Origin of the sequence: Streptomyces sp. LUP30, assembly GCF_001746365.1 — a bacterium.
Classification (GTDB): Bacteria; Actinomycetota; Actinomycetes; order Streptomycetales; family Streptomycetaceae; genus Streptomyces.
Map to the genome: position 1 here is coordinate 82,094 of NZ_MJAJ01000008.1, position 17,942 is coordinate 100,035.

At 71.0% G+C, this 17,942-nt stretch carries 15 protein-coding genes and 1 tRNA gene; 6 read left to right on the forward strand and 10 right to left on the reverse strand.

The genetic code is table 11. The features are described from left to right. The first annotated feature begins 100 nt into the window (after window positions 1–100). From BG482_RS09920 to BG482_RS09930, 3 genes are all read left to right on the forward strand, one after another. A complete protein-coding gene (locus BG482_RS09920) occupies window positions 101–1,129 on the forward strand; it encodes an SGNH/GDSL hydrolase family protein (RefSeq protein WP_079141723.1) in 1,029 nt (342 codons plus the stop codon). 284 nt (window positions 1,130–1,413) lie between these two features. Next, entirely contained in the window at window positions 1,414–2,634 is a 1,221-nt protein-coding gene (locus tag BG482_RS09925; RefSeq protein ID WP_069768561.1) for an acetyl-CoA C-acetyltransferase, read from the forward strand. A 296-nt stretch (window positions 2,635–2,930) separates the two neighbouring features. After that, the gene (locus tag BG482_RS09930; RefSeq protein ID WP_069768562.1) at window positions 2,931–3,731 is read left to right on the forward strand and encodes a hypothetical protein; all 801 of its coding nucleotides are present in this window, start codon (window positions 2,931–2,933) and stop codon (window positions 3,729–3,731) included. Window positions 3,732–3,734: 3 nt separating this feature from the next. On the opposite strand, the gene BG482_RS09935 is transcribed toward BG482_RS09930, so the two are convergent. Then, complete coding sequence (locus BG482_RS09935; protein ID WP_256096322.1) at window positions 3,735–4,046, reverse strand: hypothetical protein; 312 nt, start codon at window positions 4,044–4,046, stop codon at window positions 3,735–3,737. Window positions 4,047–4,150: 104 nt separating this feature from the next. On the opposite strand from BG482_RS09935, the gene BG482_RS09940 reads away from it, so the two are divergent. Further along, entirely contained in the window at window positions 4,151–4,378 is a 228-nt protein-coding gene (locus tag BG482_RS09940; protein WP_069768564.1) for a DUF4287 domain-containing protein, read from the forward strand. Between the two features lie 89 nt (window positions 4,379–4,467). On the opposite strand, the gene BG482_RS09945 is transcribed toward BG482_RS09940, so the two are convergent. From BG482_RS09945 to BG482_RS09955, 3 genes are all read right to left on the reverse strand, one after another. Next, a complete protein-coding gene (locus BG482_RS09945; RefSeq protein WP_069768565.1) occupies window positions 4,468–5,361 on the reverse strand; it encodes a Bax inhibitor-1/YccA family protein in 894 nt (297 codons plus the stop codon). A 211-nt stretch (window positions 5,362–5,572) separates the two neighbouring features. Next, the gene (locus tag BG482_RS09950; RefSeq protein WP_069768566.1) at window positions 5,573–6,748 is read right to left on the reverse strand and encodes a 4-hydroxybenzoate 3-monooxygenase; all 1,176 of its coding nucleotides are present in this window, start codon (window positions 6,746–6,748) and stop codon (window positions 5,573–5,575) included. Between the two features lie 127 nt (window positions 6,749–6,875). Continuing rightward, window positions 6,876–6,959: transfer RNA gene (locus tag BG482_RS09955), tRNA-Leu, on the reverse strand. Window positions 6,960–7,377: 418 nt separating this feature from the next. On the opposite strand from BG482_RS09955, the gene BG482_RS09960 reads away from it, so the two are divergent. Next, complete coding sequence (locus tag BG482_RS09960) at window positions 7,378–8,148, forward strand: ABC transporter ATP-binding protein (protein ID WP_069768567.1); 771 nt, start codon at window positions 7,378–7,380, stop codon at window positions 8,146–8,148. A gap of 54 nt (window positions 8,149–8,202) precedes the next feature. Further along, the gene (locus tag BG482_RS09965; protein ID WP_069768568.1) at window positions 8,203–10,731 is read left to right on the forward strand and encodes an ABC transporter permease; all 2,529 of its coding nucleotides are present in this window, start codon (window positions 8,203–8,205) and stop codon (window positions 10,729–10,731) included. A gap of 72 nt (window positions 10,732–10,803) precedes the next feature. Here BG482_RS09965 and BG482_RS09970 read toward each other — a convergent pair whose 3' ends face one another. The 6 genes from BG482_RS09970 to eno all read right to left on the reverse strand — a co-directional run bounded on the left by BG482_RS09970 (window position 10,804) and on the right by eno (window position 17,737). After that, the gene (locus tag BG482_RS09970; protein WP_069768569.1) at window positions 10,804–12,093 is read right to left on the reverse strand and encodes a cyclopropane-fatty-acyl-phospholipid synthase family protein; all 1,290 of its coding nucleotides are present in this window, start codon (window positions 12,091–12,093) and stop codon (window positions 10,804–10,806) included. 246 nt (window positions 12,094–12,339) lie between these two features. Continuing rightward, complete coding sequence (locus tag BG482_RS09975) at window positions 12,340–13,734, reverse strand: NAD(P)/FAD-dependent oxidoreductase (RefSeq protein WP_069768570.1); 1,395 nt, start codon at window positions 13,732–13,734, stop codon at window positions 12,340–12,342. Between the two features lie 454 nt (window positions 13,735–14,188). Next, complete coding sequence (locus BG482_RS09980; protein WP_069768571.1) at window positions 14,189–15,130, reverse strand: Ppx/GppA phosphatase family protein; 942 nt, start codon at window positions 15,128–15,130, stop codon at window positions 14,189–14,191. After that, entirely contained in the window at window positions 15,127–15,753 is a 627-nt protein-coding gene (locus BG482_RS09985) for a DUF501 domain-containing protein (protein WP_256096323.1), read from the reverse strand. Before BG482_RS09985 ends, BG482_RS09980 begins: the two co-directional genes overlap by 4 nt. Before the next feature lie 21 nt (window positions 15,754–15,774). After that, the gene (locus tag BG482_RS09990; RefSeq protein WP_069768572.1) at window positions 15,775–16,245 is read right to left on the reverse strand and encodes a septum formation initiator family protein; all 471 of its coding nucleotides are present in this window, start codon (window positions 16,243–16,245) and stop codon (window positions 15,775–15,777) included. A gap of 199 nt (window positions 16,246–16,444) precedes the next feature. After that, entirely contained in the window at window positions 16,445–17,737 is a 1,293-nt protein-coding gene (gene eno, locus BG482_RS09995) for a phosphopyruvate hydratase (RefSeq protein WP_069768573.1), read from the reverse strand. Between the last annotated feature and the right edge of the window lie 205 nt (window positions 17,738–17,942).

A 17,942-nucleotide genomic window follows, 5' to 3' on the forward strand; every position in this document is an offset into this window, starting at 1 on the left:
GCTCTGGCCGGAGCGGCATGTTCACTCCTCGTCGAGATTGGACGACGGTGCGTACGGGGCAAGGAGTGGGTGTACGGACACGAGGAGGTGGCGTCGAGGCATGACGAGCATGTCGAGAGCGAGAGTGGCCCGGCGCATCGCGGCCGGCGCGGCCTACGGCGGCGGCGGCATCGGGCTGGCCGGGGCGGCGGTGGCCGGGCTGGTGCTGGCGGAGGTGCATCTGGCCCGCCGCCAGGTGAACAACGGGGCGCACCCGCACGTCCCGCACGCGGACGGCCGCTACGGCACCGCGTACGACGTCCCCGGCCCGGGCAAGGAGCCCCTGCGGCTGACGATGCTGGGCGACTCCACGGCGGCGGGCCAGGGAGTCCACCGCTCCGGGCAGACCCCGGGCGCCCTGCTGGCCTCGGGGCTGGCGGCGGTCGCGGAGCGGCCCGTGGAGCTGCGCAACGTGGCGCATCCCGGCGCCCAGTCCGACGACCTCGACCGGCAGGTCGCGCTGGTCCTGCAGGACTGCGACCGGGTGCCGGACGTCTGCGTGATCATGATCGGCGCGAACGACGTGACGCACCGCATGCCGGCCACCCGTTCGGTGCGGCATCTGGCGGCGGCGGTGCGGCGGCTGCGCACGGCCGGCGCGGAGGTCGTCGTCGGCACCTGTCCGGACCTGGGCACGATCGAGCCGGTCCAGCAGCCGTTGCGCTGGCTGGCCCGCCGGGCCTCCCGGCAGCTGGCGGCGGCCCAGACGATCGGCGCCGTCGAGCAGGGCGGCCGCACGGTGTCCCTGGGCGACCTGCTGGGCCCCGAGTTCGAGGCGAACCCGCGCGAGCTGTTCGGGCCCGACCACTACCACCCGTCGGCGGAGGGTTACGCGACGGCGGCGATGGCGGTGCTGCCCACGGTCTGCGCGGCCCTCGGTCTGTGGCCGGCCGAGGAGGAGCGGCCGGACGCCACGCGCCGCGAGGGCTTCCTGCCGGTGGCCCGGGCGGCGGCGGAAGCGGTCGCGGAGCCCGGCACGGAGGTGACGGCGGCGATGCCGACGGGGCCCCGCGGTCCCTGGGCCCTGCTGAAGCGGCGCCGGCGCCGGCGGGTGACGGAGCCGGAGCCCACCTCCCGGACGAGCGCCTGACAGGGCCCGTCCAAACGGGGGCACACCCGCCGGGCCGGGCACTCCCGCCCGCACCAGCCCGCCCACACCCGCGCGCGCCCCGCCGCACCACCCCCGCCCCCACCGCCGGAGGGCCAAGCAAGCGCTTAGTAAATTGCGGCCAGGGTCACATCGCCATCCCCGTGACCCAGGCCATACGTACGGGTAACTTCCCAAGCAGCCGTTCCCGTACGGAACCCCTGCCCGTCGCCCGACCACCGCCCCTCAACGAGGCGCTGAGCGCCACCTTCCCGCCTGGAGCCGTGATGCCCGAAGCAGTCATCGTCTCGACCGCCCGCTCGCCCATCGGCCGCGCCTTCAAGGGCTCGCTGAAGGACCTGCGCCCGGACGACCTCACCGCCACGATCATCCAGGCGGCCCTCGCCAAGGTCCCCGAGCTGGACCCGAGGGACATCGACGACCTGATGCTCGGCTGCGGCCTTCCCGGCGGCGAGCAGGGCAACAACCTGGGCCGCATCGTGGCCGTGCAGATGGGCATGGACCACCTCCCCGGCTGCACGATCACCCGTTACTGTTCCTCGTCCCTGCAGACCAGCCGCATGGCCCTGCACGCCATCAAGGCCGGCGAGGGCGACGTCTTCATCTCGGCGGGCGTCGAGATGGTCTCCCGGTTCGCCAAGGGCAACTCCGACAGCCTGCCGGACACGCACAACCCGTTCTTCGCCGAGGCGGAGGCCCGCACCGCGGCCGTCGCCGAGCAGGAGGGAACCTCCTGGCACGACCCGCGCGAGGACGGCCTCGTCCCCGACGCCTACATCGCGATGGGCCAGACCGCCGAGAACCTCGCCCGCGTCAAGGGCGTGACCCGGCAGGACATGGACGAGTTCGGCGTCCGCTCGCAGAACCTCGCCGAGGAAGCCATCAAGAACGGTTTCTGGGAGCGCGAGATCACCCCGGTGACGCTGCCCGACGGCACGGTCGTCAGCAAGGACGACGGCCCGCGCGCCGGCGTCACGCTGGAGGGCGTCCAGGGCCTGAAGCCGGTCTTCCGCCCCGACGGCATGGTCACCGCCGCCAACTGCTGCCCGCTGAACGACGGCGCGGCCGCGGTGGTCGTCATGAGCGACACCAAGGCACGCGAGCTCGGCCTCACCCCGCTCGCCCGCATCGTGTCGACCGGCGTCTCGGGCCTGTCCCCCGAGATCATGGGCCTCGGCCCGGTCGAGGCGAGCAACCAGGCCCTGCGCCGGGCCGGCCTCACCATCGACGACATCGACCTGGTCGAGATCAACGAGGCGTTCGCCGCCCAGGTGATCCCCTCCTACCGCGACCTCGGCATCGACCTCGACAAGCTGAACGTCAACGGCGGCGCCATCGCCGTCGGCCACCCCTTCGGCATGACGGGCGCCCGGATCACCGGCACGCTCATCAACTCGCTGCAGTTCCACGACAAGCAGTTCGGTCTGGAGACCATGTGCGTGGGCGGCGGCCAGGGCATGGCGATGGTCATCGAGCGCCTGAGCTGACCCTGTGACGCGATGACCTGACGGGGCCTCTGCGTGACCGTTCCAGCACCCCCCGTCACGGTTCGGCCCGGAGTCCGGAAAGCACCTGGACTCCGGGCCTTTTTGTGATCCAATCTCCCCCAGGATGTGACCTATCTCCCTCCCCGGAGGGATTTACCCAGCTCAGCGCCTTTCGACAGCAAACCCCAGGCCCAAAGTCCTGTCCGTTTCGTGACGTTACGCACTGACAGCTGGATAGTCCACCCTTCAAGCTGATGTAGGAAGTCGGGGGTCGACTTTGAACCGGGAGTACGTCAGTGAGCGCCATGCCGATCGCCTTGCTGGTCACCACGGCCGCCACGGGCGCCGTGGGCGTCGCCGTCCTGCGCACCCTCTTGCAGTTGCGCCGACAGGTCGCCGCTCTGCACACCGAGCTCGCCAGGAACGCCGAGAGCGCCGAGAGCGCGGCCGCGCATCTGCGCGGCTTCGTTCCGGCGGCCCGCACCGCCGCCGACGCGGCTGAGATACGCGCCGCGGTCGCCGAGGCGCTCGCGGAGGAGCGGGAGCGGGAGCTCGCCGAGGCGCGCGCCTTCTGGGCCGCCCAGGAGGCGCGTGACGCCTCCGACGCCCCCTCCCTGCTGGGACTGCCGGACAGCGAGCTGTTCCTGCCCCGGCAGGTGGACTTCGTGGGGCTGGAGCCGGTGGCCGAGCCGGCCTCGGACGCCGACGACTTCGGCGGCGAGTCCGCGGAGCTGGCCGCGGCCCGCCGCCGCCACCCCTCGCACCCCGACTTCGTGCCGGTACAGTCACCCGTCGTGAACGACCATGAGCGCACGGTGGCCACCCTGGAGGAACTCGCGGCGTCCCAGGTCGAACTGACCGATGTGCGCCCGGGACCGCTGGGCACCCTCGACGTCTACGTCTTCGCCGACGGCACCACCCTGTGCATGACTCCGGGCCACCGCGAGACGGCGGAACGCCTCGCCGCGGCCCTCACCGCGGGCGAGACCCCGTTCCTGCTGGGCGGTTCGGGCATCTCCGGCGCCTACACCCTGACGTTCCAGTGCGGCGCGGACAACGTCTACATCCTGGCGGACCGGGTCATAGCGAGCCTGTGAGGCTCACACGCCGGCCCGCTTCTGCGCCTGCGCCACCAGCTCCACCGCTTCGTCGATCTGGCCCTCGTCCGTGAGTACGAGGGCCAAGTCGTGCACGGCGACGGTGATCTGGTCGGCGGCGGCGAACATCCCGGCGTCGGGCATCTCCCGGGGCTGGGCGCCGGGCTCCTCGACGAGCTGGGCCCGCCGGGCCAACTCCCGGGCCAGCGCGAGCGCCTCGGCGGCCGCGCCTCTCTGCAACCGGCTCTGCGGGGCGGCGCGCAGACGGTCGGCGAAGTGGTCCACCGCACGGGTCAGGGACGTCGTATCAGCCACGCCGCGAGACTACGCGTCGCACCGGGACTGTTGCCAACGGGCGAACACTCAGGCACGGTGACCTGAAGGACCGGCTTACATCCCCTTTGCTACCGGAGGCGCCGATGTCCCATGTCCTCTCCGAGGAGACCCACCGCAACATACTGGCCCGCATCCCCCATTGCACCGGTCGTGAGGTCTCCGACTGGCTGCGCACCGTCGACGAAGGCCCAGCTCTCCGCTTCGAGGAGAAGGTCAGCTGGCTGCGCGCCGAGCACAACCTCGCGTACGGCCACGCCAAGGCGATCATCCACGAGTACGACCTGAGGAGGGCCGCGCGCAAACTGCTCTAGCGCGCTCGCGACGTACCCACGCTGACGACGAAGGGCCCCGGGACAAAGATCCCGGGGCCCTTCGTGGTGTCGCTCGCCGTGCGCGGGGGTCAGTCGCTGTTCAGGATCGACAGGAGTCGCAGGAACTCCATGTAGATCCACACCAGCGTCATCGTGAGGCCGAAGGCGGCGAGCCAGGCCTCCTCGCGCGGGGCGCCGTAGGCCACGCCGTCCTCGACCTGCTTGAAGTCCAGGGCGAGGAAGCAGGCGCCGAGGATGATGCCGATGACGCCGAACACGATGCCCAGGCCCCCGCTGCGGAAGCCGAGGCCGTCACCGCCGCCGAACACCGCGAACAGCAGGTTGACGGCCATCAGCAGCACGAACCCGATGGCGGCGGCCATCACGAAGCCGTAGAAGCGGCGGTTGACGCGGATCCAGCCCGCCTTGTACGCCACCAGCACGCCGGCGAAGACCGCCATGGTGCCGAGCACCGCCTGGGCGACCACGCCGTCCGCGATGTAGGTGGACACCGCGCTGGAGATCACGCCGAGGAAGACGCCCTCGAGGGCGGCGTACGACAGGATCAGCGCGGGAACCGGGCGTCGCTTGAAGGACTGGACCAGCGCCAGCACCATGGCGACCAGACCGGCGCCGACGGCGATGCCGTACGACTTGTTGATGTTGGCCTCGTCGACCGGCAGCAGCAGCCACGACAGGATCGCCGTGACGACCACGGCGCCGAGCGTGGTCGCGGTGCGCGCGACGACGTCGTCCATGGTCATCCGGCCGGTGGCGGCCGGGGCCTGCGGCGGGGCGCCGTACTGCAGGTCCTGCTGGGCGTAGGGGTTCTGCGCGTACGGGTTGCCGGCCTGCTGGGCGTACGGGTTGCCCGGCTGCGTGCCGACTGCGGGTCCCCCGGCCTGCGGCGCGGCGTTGAAGCCCGCGTAGCCGTTGTCGCGGCTGAACCCCCGTCGCGAGAAGACCGGGTTTCTGCTCCTCATTGCACTCCTCCATGGCCACACTGCGCGGCCTTGGCTCAAGGGTAATAGGTAGGCAAAGGATTGACCCTAGTGCTTGGGGAGGATCTTTCCCTCATCCTGTCGCGCAACACGCTACGCGGCGTGGCCATTCCCCACCCGGGCCGCCCCCGATCATGACCAACCCGGGACAAGGCCGGTATCCCACGGAGACCGGACGAACCCCGCTGTTCGATCAATCGAACGGGAACCCGGTGTAGCCCTCGGCCAGATCGGTCTCGGCGGCCCTCGAGGAGGCGATCCGCTCCAGCCTGGCGAGCTGGAGCCGTTCCTCGAAGGGCGTGGCGCCGGGGGCGGGGTGCAGCAGGGTCGTCATGTCGTAGGAGAACCGCTCGGCCTGCCACACGCGCCGCAGACATGTCTCGGAGTAGGCGTCCAGGAGGGCGGACGACCCCGTCTCCCGCTGGTGCGTCAGGGCCCGCGCGAAGGTGACGACGTCCCCGACGGCGAGGTTCAGCCCCTTCGCCCCGGTCGGCGGCACGATGTGGGCCGCGTCCCCGGCGAGGAAGAGCCGGCCGTGCCGCATGGGCTCGTGGACGTAGGAGCGCATCGGGGTGACCGACTTCTGGGTGATCGGCCCGCGCTCCAGTCGCCAGCCGTCGTCGGTCTCGAAGCGGCGGGACAGCTCGTCCCAGATCTCCTCGTCCCGCCACGCCTGCGCGTCCGTGCCCTGGGGCACCTGGAGATAGAGCCGGGAGACGGACGGCGAGCGCATGGAGAGCAGCGCGAAGCCGCGCTCGTGGCGGGCGTAGACGAGTTCGTCGTGCGAGGGCGGCACGTCGGCGAGGATCCCGAGCCAGCCGAACGGGTACGTCCGTTCGTGGACGCGGGTCAGCCCGGCAGGGACGGCGTTGCGGGCGACGCCCCAGAAGCCGTCGCAGCCCACGACGTACTCGCACTCCAGGACGTCCTCGACGCCCTGGTGGCGGAAGCGCACGCGCGGGCGGTCGGTCCCGGCGTCCTCGACGGCCAGCGCCTCCGCCTCGAAGAGCAGCGGGCCGCCCTGGGCGAGCTGGAGGGCGATGAGGTCCTTGCACACCTCGGTCTGGGCGTAGACGGTCACCGAGCGGCCGCCGGTGAGGGCGGGGAAGTCCACGCGGTGGCGCCGCCTGGCGAACCGCAGCTCGATGCCGTCGTGGCGCATTCCCTCCCGGTCCATGCGCTCCCCCGCGCCGGCCGCGCGCAGGACGTCCACCGTGCCCTGCTCGAGGATCCCGGCGCGCTGGCGGTGCTCCACGTAGGCCCGGTCGCGGTTCTCCAGCACGACCGAGTCGATGCCGGCGACATGGAGCAGGCGGGCGAGGAGGAGGCCGGCGGGGCCGGCGCCGACGATGCCGACGGTGGTGCGCATCGGGCGTTCCCTTCGAAGGACGTTCGCACAGTGAAGTTTTCTTCACTCGTCTGGGAGGTGAGTGTGCGCCCGCGTCCAGCGGGTGTCAACGGTCGGGGCGGCGGAGGGGTCACCGAGACGTCGGAAGTGCCCAGAGCCGGACTTGAACCGGCACGCCCGCGAAGGGGCAGCGAGGTTTAAGCTCGCCGTGTCTGCATTCCACCATCTGGGCAGGCCGAGGGTTCCGCGTGAGCTACCGACCCTATCGGGATCCGTCCCCCGATCAGCGGACGATCAGACCCGATGTTGTCTTATTTTATTGACGTCTGAGGGTGCATCAGCACCCGGAACCGGCCGTCCGCACTTGCCAGTAGCGTCGCGTGCGGAAACCGCTTGTGGATGCGGAATGACGGAATTTCACCGTCCGAACGAGGGTGCTCCACCGGTTCTTGACGAATGTCCGGCAGACGGACGGGCGCGGGAGCAGGTAGGGGGTGGGTCTCATCCCCAGGTATGACACGACGGCCCGCGGTCCGTCCGGAGTCTGCCTTCAGAACCGGAACAGCGGCTGACTACACGGCGGCAGGCGGCCGGGACGATGGTTCACGTCCCCAAGGAACCCATCGTCGTCCCGACAGGAGCACCACTCCGTGACCACCAGCCCCCTCGCCGACCGGACCACCACAGCGGCCGCACGTGCCACGGACCTGTCGAAGATCTACGGACAGGGCGAGACCCAGGTGGTCGCCCTGGACCGGGTCTCGGTCGACTTCCGGCAGGCCGAGTTCACCGCGATCATGGGACCCTCCGGCTCCGGCAAGTCCACGCTGATGCACTGCGTGGCCGGCCTGGACAACTTCTCCTCCGGCTCCGTGCGCATCGGCGACACCGAACTCGGCTCCCTGAAGGACAAGCAGCTCACCAAGTTGCGCCGGGACAAGATCGGGTTCATCTTCCAGGCGTTCAACCTGCTCCCGACGCTGACGGCGCTCGAGAACATCACCCTCCCGATGGACATCGCCGGCCGCAAGCCGGACAAGGAGTGGCTGGACAAGGTCATCCGGATGGTGGGGCTCGCCGACCGGCTGAGCCACCGGCCCTCGCAGCTCTCCGGCGGTCAGCAGCAACGGGTCGCCGTCGCCCGCGCCCTGGCCTCGCGGCCGGACATCATCTTCGGCGACGAACCGACCGGCAACCTCGACTCGCGCTCCGGCGCCGAGGTGCTGGGCTTCCTGCGCAACTCCGTGCGGGAGCTGGGGCAGACGGTGGTGATGGTGACCCACGACCCGGTGGCCGCGGCCTACGCGGACCGGGTGATCTTCCTCGCGGACGGGCGGATCGTCGACGAGGTGTACGGGCCGACGGCCGAGTCGGTGCTGGACCGCATGAAGCGGTTCGACGCCAAGGGCCGCACCAGCTGATCCCGTACCGGGACCTACCGCTCGCCGACGAGCAGGACTGAGAAGACGACACCCATGTTCCGTACCGCCTTGCGCAATGTGCTCGCGCACAAGGCCAGGCTCCTGATGACCGTGCTCGCCGTGATGCTCGGCGTGGCCTTCGTGTCGGGGACCCTGGTCTTCACCAACACCCTCTCCGACGCCCTGCAGAAGAGCTCCGCCAAGGGCTTCGACCAGGTCGACGTCGCCGTCACCGCCGAGTCCCAGCCCGACGTCGGCGACCGCATCGTCAAGACGCCGGAACTGACCCAGGCCCTGCTGGAGCGCAGCGCGAAGACGCCGGGCGCCGCGTCCGCCGTCGGCGTCGTGACCGGCTTCACCGCCATGGCGGACAAGGACGGCAAGCTCATAGGCGGCGGCTTCCAGTCACAGGGCGGCAACTACTGGGGGACGAAGGACACCCGGTATCCGCTCGTCTCCGGGCGCGCCCCGAGCGGCGTGAACGAGGTCGTCATCGACGCGAAGACCGCCGAGCGGGCCGGGTACGAGGTCGGCGACACCGTGCGGCTCTCCGTCGACGGCCCCGTCCTCGCCCCGCGGATCACCGGCGTGTTCACCACCGACGACGGCAACGTCGCCGCCGGCGGCAGCCTCGCCCTGTTCGACACGGCGAGCGCGCAGAAACTCTTCGGCAAGCCCGGCGCCTACGACGAGATCGACGTGAAGGCGGCCCCCGGGACCTCGCAGAGCGCGCTGAAGTCCGCCCTGGACGCCGCCCTGCCGAAGGGCCAGGTCGAGACCACCACCGGCAAGCAACTCGCCGACGACCAGGCGGAGATGATCTCCGCGTCGATGAGCGGGCTGAAGCAGGGACTGCTGGTGTTCGCCGGCATCGCGCTGTTCGTGGGCACCTTCATCATCGCCAACACCTTCACCATGCTGGTCGCCCAGCGCACCAAGGAGCTCGCGCTGCTGCGGGCCGTGGGCGCCTCGCGCCGGCAGGTGACCCGCTCGGTGCTGGTCGAGGCACTGGTGGTCGGCGCCGTCGCCGGTGTGACCGGCCTGGTCGCCGGCGTCGGCATCGGGGCCGGGCTGCGCTCCCTGCTGGGCACGCTCGGGGCGACCGTCCCCGACGGGCCGCTCGTCGTCTCCCCGGGCACGGTCGCCACGGCCCTCCTCGTCGGCGTCGTCATCACCATGCTCGCGGCCTGGCTGCCCGGCCGCCGCGCCGCGAAGATCCCCCCGGTCGCCGCGATGAGCAGCGTGCACGCGGCGGCGTCCACCAAGTCGCTCGTACTGCGCAACACCCTGGGCGCCCTTTTCTCGGCGGCGGGCGTCGCGGTGGTCCTGGCCGCGACGACGATGGACGGCTCCGACGGCCAGGCCCCCATGGGCCTCGGCGCGGTCCTGCTGATCCTCGGCGTGTTCATCCTGACCCCGCTGCTGTCCCGCCCGCTGATCGCGGCCGCCGCGCCCGTGCTGCGCGTCTTCGGGGTGTCCGGGAAGCTGGCCCGCCAGAACTCGGTGCGCAACCCGCGCCGCACGGCCGCGACGGCGTCGGCGCTGATGATCGGGCTGACCCTGATCACCGGCATGACCGTGATGGCGGGCAGTCTGCAGAGGTCCATCGACAAGATGGCGTCCTCCGCGATCAAGGCCGACTACGTCGTGTCGATGGCCAACGGCAACGAGCTCTCCCCGGACGTCGACGACAAGCTCCGGTCCGTCGCCGGGGTGACCGCCACCAGCCCGATGCGCAACGCGCCCGCCCGCATCGACGGCACGACCGAGTACCTCACCGGCGTCACCGGCTCCGCCTTCGGCGAGCTCACCGACCTCAAGGTCGCCGACGGCGCCTTCACGGTGGGCGGCGCGCGGGTCGTCGTCGACGAGGACACCGCCAAGTCCCATCACTGGAAGGCGGGTTCCGCCTTCACGGTGCACTACGAGGACGGCAAGAAGCAGCAGCTGACGGTCGCCGCGGTCTACGAGGGCAACCAGCTGATCCAGGGCATCATCGTCGACAACGCGGCCCTCACCCCCCATGTGACGGACCCGGCCGACATGCGGGTCATGGTCAAGACGTCGGGCGGGACCTCGGACGGCACGGCGGACCGGCTGGAGAAGGCCCTCGGCTCCAACCCGGCCATCAAGGTCCAGAGCAAGCAGGACCTCTCCGACGAGATCGCGAAGACGTTCACGCTGGTGCTGAACATGCTCTACGGGTTGCTCGCGATGGCGGTGATCGTGGCCGTCCTCGGCGTCGTCAACACCCTGGCGATGTCCGTCTTCGAGCGCTCCCAGGAGATCGGCATGCTGCGCGCCATCGGCCTGGACCGGCGCTCGGTGAAGCGGATGGTCCGGCTGGAGTCCCTGGTGATCTCCCTCTTCGGCGGGGTGCTCGGCATCGGACTGGGCGTGTTCTTCGGCTGGGCGGCCGGCGAGCTGCTCGGCACGAAGATGCCCACGTACGAACTCGTCCTGCCCTGGGGCCGGATGGCCCTCTTCCTGGCGCTGGCCGCCGGGGTGGGCATCCTGGCGGCGCTGTGGCCCGCCCGCCGGGCCTCCCGCCTGAACATGCTGGCGGCGATCAAGTCGGAGTAGCGACGCGACGAGCGGCACGAGGGAGGGGCCCCGCACCGGGAGACCGGTGCGGGGCCCCTCCCTCGTGCCGGGTCAGTTCCAGGTGCGGGCGCGCAGCGGCATCCCGGAGTCGCCCGACTCGGGGGTCCGCACGGCCAGGACCTGGTTGACGCCGATGCGGTTGCGCTCGAAGGCGACGGCGGAGGCGGCCATGTAGAGCCGCCAGACCCGGGCACGGCCGGGGCTGGTCAGATGGACCGCCCGGTCCCAGGCCTCCTCCAGACGGCCCACCCAGCGGCGCAGGGTGAGGGCGTAGTGATCTCGGATCGCCTCCAGGTCGCGGACCTCGAACCCGGCGCGTTCGAGGTGGCCGACCGTGGTGCTGACGGGGGCGAGTTCGCCGTCGGGGAAGACGTAGGCGTCGATGAACGCGTCCACGCCGTAGGCGGACTCGTCGCGCTGCGGGCGGCGGGCGATCTGGTGGTTGAGCAGCCGGCCCCCCGGCTTCAGGAGCGCGTGCAGGACGTGCGCGTACTCCAGGTACTTGTCGGAGCCGACGTGTTCCGCCATGCCGATGGAGGAGATCGCGTCGAACGGGCCGTCGGCGACGTCCCGGTAGTCCTGGACGCGGATCTCGACCCGGTCGGTGAGCCCGGCCTCGGCGACGCACTTACGGGCGTAGGCCGCCTGCTCCTGGGACAGGGTGATCCCGACGACGCGCGCCCCGTGCTCACGGGCCGCGTGGATCGCCATCGACCCCCAGCCGCAGCCGACGTCCAGCAGGCGCTGACCCGGGCGCAGGTCCAGTTTGCGGCAGACGAGTTCGAGCTTGTCGCGCTGGGCGTCCTCCAGGGTGCCGTCCGCGGACTCCCAGTAGGCGCAGGAGTACACCATGGACGGCCCGAGGACGAGGGCGTAGAAGTCGTTGCCGACGTCGTAGTGGTGGCTGATGGCGCGTCTGTCGGTGCGGCGCGTGTGCAGGTGCCCGGTCCGGCGGATCTCCTCGCGGGGCGGGGCGGGCGGCAGCGGGAGGCCGGCGAGCCTCAGCAGGCCGCGGGCCGCGGTGCGGAACTCGGGGTCGCGCAGGGCCCGGGCGAGGGTGCGGGCGTCCTCGCCGCGCTCCCACAGGAGCCCGGAGACCAGGTCGAGCGCGGTGTACAGGTCGCCCTCGAGGTCCAGGTCGCCGGCCACCCAGGCGCGGGCCAGGCCCAGTTCGCCGGGCTTGAACAGCAGCCGGCGCAGCGCCCTGCGGTTGCGTACGACCAGGGCCGGCGCGCCGGGCGGGCCCGCCTGCGAACCGTCCCACGCCCGGACGCGCACCGGGAAAGGGGCTCCCAGCATCTGTTCGACGAGCTCATGGAGCCGCGGCGCGGCGTCGGCCATGATGCACACCTCCGTGACGATGATCCCGGATGTCCTGTCACCACGTAAACACGAGAGGGCTCGGTGTCCAGTCCCGCGACGCCGTCACGGCTGGGCAAAATACCTGCGTACGGCACTGGGGCGCGCCGGTGCCGTCCGCGGGGCGGGGACGCCGAAGGGGCCGTCCGCACCACGGATGGCGGACGGCCCCTTCGGGGGTGTCTCAGTGACCGCGGGCCCAGGGGACCGGGGTCGGGTGACCGGGGGTCAGGAGGCCTTGGCCTTCTCGTTCTCGGTCTTCTCGGCGGCCGGCTTCGCGGCGACCGGGGCGGGCTTGGCGGCCTCGTAGAACTCCTCGCGCGGGGACTCCAGCGCGCCCAGCGCCACGACCTCGCGCTTGAGGAACATGCCGAGGGTCCAGTCGGCGAAGACGCGGATCTTGCGGTTCCAGGTCGGCATCGCCATGCCGTGGTAGCCACGGTGCATGTACCAGGCGAGGCGGCCCTTGAGCTTGATCTTCACCTTGCCCATGACGATCATCGCGACGCCCTTGTGGAGGCCGAGGCCCGCCACCGCACCCTTGTTGGAGTGCGCGTACTCCTTCTGCGGGAAGCCCCGCAGGCCGGAGATCACGTTGTCGCCGAGGACCTTGGCCTGACGCAGCGCGTGCTGGGCGTTCGGCGGGCACCAGGCGTTCTCGACGCCGGCCTTGCGGGCGGCGACGTCGGGGACCTGGGCGTTGTCGCCGGCGGCCCAGATGTAGTCGGTGCCCTGGACCTGGAGGGTCGGGGCCGTGTCGACGTGACCGCGCGGGCCGAGCGGGAGGCCGTAACGGGCGAGGACCGGGTTGGGCTTGACGCCGGCGGTCCAGACGATCGTGTTGGAGTCGACCTCCAACCCGTTCTTCAGCACGACGTGGCCGTCGACGCAGGAGTCCATGGAGGTGGAGAGGTAGATCTCCACGCCCCGGCTCTCCAGGTGCTGCTTGCCGTACTGGCCGAGCTTGGGGCCGACCTCGGGCAGGATCTTGTCCGCGGCGTCGACCAGGATGAAGCGCATGTCCTCGCGGGACACCGTCTTGTAGTACTTGGCCGCGTCGCGGGCCAGGTCCTCGACCTCGCCGATGGTCTCCGCACCGGCGAAGCCGCCGCCGATGAAGACGAAGGTGAGCGCCTTGCGGCGGATCTCCTCGTCAGTGGTGGAGTCGGCCTTGTCCAACTGCTCGAGGACGTGGTTGCGCAGGCCGATGGCCTCCTCGACGCCCTTCATGCCGATGCCCTGCTCGGCGAGGCCGGGGATCGGGAAGGTGCGGGAGACCGCGCCGAGCGCGATCACCAGGTAGTCGAAAGGCAGCTCGTACGCCTCGCCCACGAGGGGGGCGATCGTGGCGACCTTGCGGTCCTGGTCGATGGTGGTGACCCGGCCGGTGAGAACCTCCGCCTTGGGCAGCACGCGTCGCAGCGGGACGACGACATGGCGCGGGGAGATGTTGCCGGCGGCGGTTTCGGGGAGGAAGGGCTGGTAGGTCATGTACGACCGGGGGTCGACGACCGTGACGGTCGCCTCGCCGTAGCGCATCTTCTTGAGGATGCGCCGAGCTGCGTACAGGCCTACGTACCCACCGCCTACTACGAGGATCCTGGGACGCTCCGTGGTGCTCATGCCATCGAGTATCCACCCGCTCGAGGGGGGTCGCTCGTGCGCCCCTTCACAAGCTTGCAGAGGGTGTGTGCTATCCTCCGCCGCTCGCGTGATCCACATCATGGCGCGAAGAGGGAACCAGCGTGTAGGGCGTGACGTTGTCAATGCCGCGTGAGCTGCCTCTCCGGGTTTCGGAGGGTGCCGTGAGGGCCCCGGTCCACCCCCTGCCGAACCCCCCGCGATACGTCCGCGCCCGCCTGTTTTGAACACGTTCACACGGCAGTTCGGCCCCCGGAAGGGTCAACCGGGACGCCTTCGTCCTCCGACAGGGCCGAATTCCTTGTGAAGAACTTCACGAACTTTCCCGACGGGGTGTCGCGAGAACGCCTCCGAGGGGCCGCAAAGGGCCCCTCGGCTGTGCTCATCCGGGCATCCTGCCTGCTCAGCAGAGTCCCGATAGCGGGTCGGACACCCGCTACGCGACCGACCAGGCGATGCCGTCGAGGATGTCGTGCTCGCTCACGACGACCTCCTGCGCGCCGATCCGCTCCATGATCGCCAGCAGCACGAGCGCGCCCGCCCCGATCACGTCCACCCGGCCCGGGTGCATCGCGCCGATCGCCGCGCGCTCGGCGTGCGTGGAGCGCAGCAGCCGCTCGGTGATCCCGCGGACCTCGTCGTGCGAGACACGCGAGTGGTGGATGGCCGCGGAGTCGTACTCCGGCAGCCCCTGGGCGATCGCCGAGACCGTGGTGACCGAGCCGGCCAGGCCGACCAGGGCGTGCGCCTCGCGCAGCGGGACCGTCCGCTCGGCGAGGTCGAGAGCGGCCTCGATGTCGGCGCGCATGGCCGCGATCTGGCGCTCGGTCGGCGGATCGGTGACCTTCCCGTCCACGACCAGGTGGCGTTCGGTCATCCGCACGCAGCCCACGTCGACGGAGCGGGCGGCGCGCACCCGGTCGTCGCCGACGACGAACTCGGTCGAGCCGCCGCCGATGTCGACCACCAGGTAGGGCCTGGTGAGGTCCTCGCGGCCGGTGAGCTCCCGAGTGGCCCCCGTGAAGGAGAACTCGGCCTCCTGCTCACCGGTGATGACCTCGGGCTCGACGCCCAGGATGTCCAGCACGCCGCGCACGAACTCGTCCCGGTTCTCCGCGTCCCGGGAGGCGGAGGTGGCGACGAAGCGGAGCCGCTGCGCGCCGAGCTCCTTGACGACGGCCGCGTAGTCCCGGCAGGCGGCGAAGGTCCGCTCCAGCGCCTCGGGGGCGAGCCGGCCGGTGCGGTCGACGCCCTGGCCGAGCCGGACGATCGTCATCCGGCGGTCCAGGTCGACGAGTTCGCCGGTCCGCGGGTCGGCGTCGGCGACGAGCAGCCGGATGGAGTTCGTGCCGCAGTCGACGGCGGCGACCCGCGTCACCGGGGCTCCTCCGTCGCGGAGTCCGTCGCGGAGTCCGTCGCGGAGTCCGTCGCGGAGTCCGTCGCGGAGTCCGTCGCGGAGTCCGTCGCGGAGTCCGTCGCGGAGTCCGCAGCGAGGGTCACGCACGTGCCCTTGCGCCACCACTCCGGGAGCATCGCCAGCGCCTCGTCACCGAGCGGGTTCACGCCCGGGCCCGCCGCCAGGGAGTGCGCCACCAGCACGTGCAGGCACTTCACCCGGTCCGGCATGCCGCCCGCGCTGGGGAAGTTCTTCAGCTCCTCGATCTCGTCCCGGCGCCGGACGTAGTCCTCGTGCGCGGCGCGGTAGGCGGCGGCGAGCTCCGGGTCGGCCTGCAGCCGCTCCGTCATCTCCTTCATCACGCCGTTCGCCTCCAGCGTGCCGATCGCCGAGTTGGCCTTCGGGCACGTCAGGTAGTACAGCGTCGGGAAGGGAGTGCCGTCGGGGAGCCGTGGGGCCGTCTCGACGACGTCCGGCTGCCCGCACGGGCAGCGGTGCGCGATCGCGCGCAGACCGCGCGGCGGACGTCCGAGCTGCTGTTTGAAGGCCTCGACGTCCGCGTCGGTGGGCTCGGTGCGCGGGGTGGTCGGCGGGGCTGTTTCCATGCCTGTCTTTCTATCGGTCGGTCACTGGTCGGAGGCGTCCGACGAGTCGACCCCGTCCCAGACGTTCGAGTACCAGGGGCGGTCCGCCGCCCCGAGGTCGGCGCGGGACTGCCGGGCCGCGTCCGGGTCGACGACGATGTAGCCGGTCTCCCCCGGCAGCACGTAGTGCAGCCGCTGTCGGATCTGCTGCTCGGCGTACGCGTCGTCCTGCCAGCGCGCCTTCAGGTCGCGCAGCTGCTGCACGCGCTCGCTGGCCTGCTGCTTCTCACGCTCCAGATCGGCGACCTCGGCGCGCTGGGAGACGTACTGGCGCATGGGGTAGGCGAGGGCGACGATCAGCGTGCACAGGACGAGCGCCAGCAGGGCCGCGCGTCCGGTGAGCCGGGAGCGACGGGCCTGGCGCTTCGTCTGGGAGCGGTAGACCCGGGCCGCGGTCTGCTCGCCGAGCAGCTTGATCCTGGTCGCGGTGGAGAACCGGTCCCGGCCGGTCATGAGAGCTCACCTCGCATCAGTACTCCTGGCGCCTGCTGGCCGGGGGCCCGGGGGCCGTCCCCCGGCACAGCACAGTACGGACATGTGCCACCCCCCTTCACGTGCGTACGTCCCCGCACACGGTACGGGACCGAGTACGGGGACGTACGTACGACTGGCTGGGCCCTGCCCCTGGTGGGTGGGGCCGGCCCCTGCCGTGCTAGTTCGCGGAGCGGAACCGCGGGAACGCGCTGCGGCCGGCGTACACCGCGGCGTCGTCGAGGATCTCCTCGATGCGCAGCAGCTGGTTGTACTTGGCGACGCGGTCCGAGCGGGCCGGGGCGCCGGTCTTGATCTGACCGCAGTTCACCGCGACGGCGAGGTCGGCGATGGTGACGTCCTCGGTCTCGCCGGAGCGGTGGGACATCATGCACTTGAAGCCGTTGCGCTGGGCCATCTCGACGGCGTCCAGCGTCTCGGTCAGCGAGCCGATCTGGTTCACCTTGACGAGCAGGGCGTTCGCGGAGCCCTCCTCGATGCCGCGGGCGAGGCGCTCGGGGTTGGTGACGAAGAGGTCGTCGCCGACGATCTGGACCTTGTCGCCCAGCTTGTCGGTGATGACCTTCCAGCCGGCCCAGTCGTCCTCGAACAGCGGGTCCTCGATGGAGACCAGCGGGTACGCGGAGACGAGCTCCTCGTAGTACTCGGTCATCTCGGCGGCCGAGCGGGACTTGCCCTCGAACTCGTACTTGCCGTCCTTGTAGAACTCGGACGCGGCGACGTCGAGCGCGAGCGCGATCTGCTCGCCGGGGATGTAACCGGCCTGCTGGATGGCCTCGATGATGAGGTCGAGCGCGGCGCGGTTGGACTCCAGGTTCGGGGCGAAGCCGCCCTCGTCGCCGAGGCCGGTGGACAGGCCCTTGGTCTTCAGCACCTTCTTGAGGGTGTGGTAGACCTCGGCGCCCCAGCGCAGCGCCTCGGAGAAGGACTCCGCGCCGATCGGGGCGATCATGAACTCCTGGATGTCCACGTTGGAGTCGGCGTGCGAGCCGCCGTTCAGGATGTTCATCATCGGAACGGGCAGCAGGTGCGCGTTCGGGCCGCCCAGGTAGCGGAAGAGCGGCAGGTCGCTGGCCTCGGAGGCGGCGTGGGCGACGGCGAGGGAGACGCCGAGGATGGCGTTGGCGCCGAGCGAGCCCTTGTTGTCGGTGGCGTCCAGGTCGAACATGGCCTGGTCGATCAGGCGCTGCTCGGTGGCGTCGTAGCCGACGAGCTCCGGGCCGATCTGCTCGATGACGGCGAGGACGGCCTTCTCGACACCCTTGCCGTGGTAGCGGTTGGGGTCGCCGTCGCGGAGCTCGACGGCCTCGAAGGCGCCGGTGGAAGCGCCGGACGGAACGGCGGCACGACCCGTGCTGCCGTCGTCGAGGCCGACCTCGACCTCGACCGTGGGGTTGCCTCGGGAGTCCAGGATTTCCCGGGCTACGACGACGTCGATGGACGGCACGAGCATCTCCTTCTTGGGATGTGACGCTGGTTGTGCGGGGCCCGCGGGCCATGACGGCCTTCGGCGAGCCTTGCGACTAGAGCCTAACCGCCCCCGGGCCGTCGTCAGCCGACCGACCGTCCCGTGGACAGACAGACCGTACCTATTGTTCACGCCCGGAACAAAGGGGGTGGCGGAGAAAGGTTGCCGGGAGACGGCGAACGGGCAAAGA

What these genes read in the sequence shown, in the direction of transcription:
- BG482_RS09920 (WP_079141723.1), top strand. Translation starts at nt 101, where the DNA reads ATGACGAGCATGTCGAGAGCGAGAGTGGCCCGGCGCATCGCGGCCGGC.
- BG482_RS09925 (WP_069768561.1), top strand. Translation starts at nt 1,414, where the DNA reads ATGCCCGAAGCAGTCATCGTCTCGACCGCCCGCTCGCCCATCGGCCGC.
- BG482_RS09940 (WP_069768564.1), top strand. Translation starts at nt 4,151, where the DNA reads ATGTCCCATGTCCTCTCCGAGGAGACCCACCGCAACATACTGGCCCGC.
- BG482_RS09945 (WP_069768565.1), bottom strand. Translation starts at nt 5,361, where the DNA reads ATGAGGAGCAGAAACCCGGTCTTCTCGCGACGGGGGTTCAGCCGCGAC.
- BG482_RS09950 (WP_069768566.1), bottom strand. Translation starts at nt 6,748, where the DNA reads ATGCGCACCACCGTCGGCATCGTCGGCGCCGGCCCCGCCGGCCTCCTC.
- BG482_RS09965 (WP_069768568.1), top strand. Translation starts at nt 8,203, where the DNA reads ATGTTCCGTACCGCCTTGCGCAATGTGCTCGCGCACAAGGCCAGGCTC.
- BG482_RS09970 (WP_069768569.1), bottom strand. Translation starts at nt 12,093, where the DNA reads ATGGCCGACGCCGCGCCGCGGCTCCATGAGCTCGTCGAACAGATGCTG.
- BG482_RS09975 (WP_069768570.1), bottom strand. Translation starts at nt 13,734, where the DNA reads ATGAGCACCACGGAGCGTCCCAGGATCCTCGTAGTAGGCGGTGGGTAC.
- BG482_RS09985 (WP_256096323.1), bottom strand. Translation starts at nt 15,753, where the DNA reads ATGGAAACAGCCCCGCCGACCACCCCGCGCACCGAGCCCACCGACGCG.
- BG482_RS09990 (WP_069768572.1), bottom strand. Translation starts at nt 16,245, where the DNA reads ATGACCGGCCGGGACCGGTTCTCCACCGCGACCAGGATCAAGCTGCTC.
- eno (WP_069768573.1), bottom strand. Translation starts at nt 17,737, where the DNA reads ATGCTCGTGCCGTCCATCGACGTCGTCGTAGCCCGGGAAATCCTGGAC.